The sequence below is a fragment of the Streptomyces sp. URMC 126 genome, from assembly GCF_051386555.1.
Taxonomy (GTDB): Bacteria; Actinomycetota; Actinomycetes; order Streptomycetales; family Streptomycetaceae; genus Streptomyces.
Genome location: NZ_JBPQTX010001135.1, coordinates 1 through 250, shown reverse-complemented (window position 1 = coordinate 250; position 250 = coordinate 1). Strand labels below are relative to the sequence as shown.

The following is a 250-nucleotide window of genomic DNA, read 5'->3' as shown; positions in this document are numbered from 1 at the left end:
CGACGATTGGGGCGCCGAAAGGCCGTCATGTCCTTGACAGATCCCCACCTGACGACCCTGGCCGATCATTTCGGCATCGCTCGTGATTATTACGACTGGAAGGGCCAGCACACCGAGGTCGGGAAGGCGACTGTTATTGCTGTCCTTGACGGTTTGGGAATTGACGCGTCGACTCCGGAACGTGCCGAACGCGCGTGCCACGAGGTGACTAACCGGAAGTGGCGTCGAGTGTTGCCCGGAATCGTGGTCC

General features: G+C 60.4%; 1 protein-coding gene. It reads left to right on the top strand.

Annotated features, from left to right (window positions below; all coding sequences use genetic code 11):
• Nucleotides 1-33: 33 nt before the first annotated feature.
• Nucleotides 34-250, top strand: a 217-nt coding sequence (locus ACSNOK_RS35390; protein WP_436784781.1) for a hypothetical protein, incomplete at its 3' end; no start/stop codon positions are given.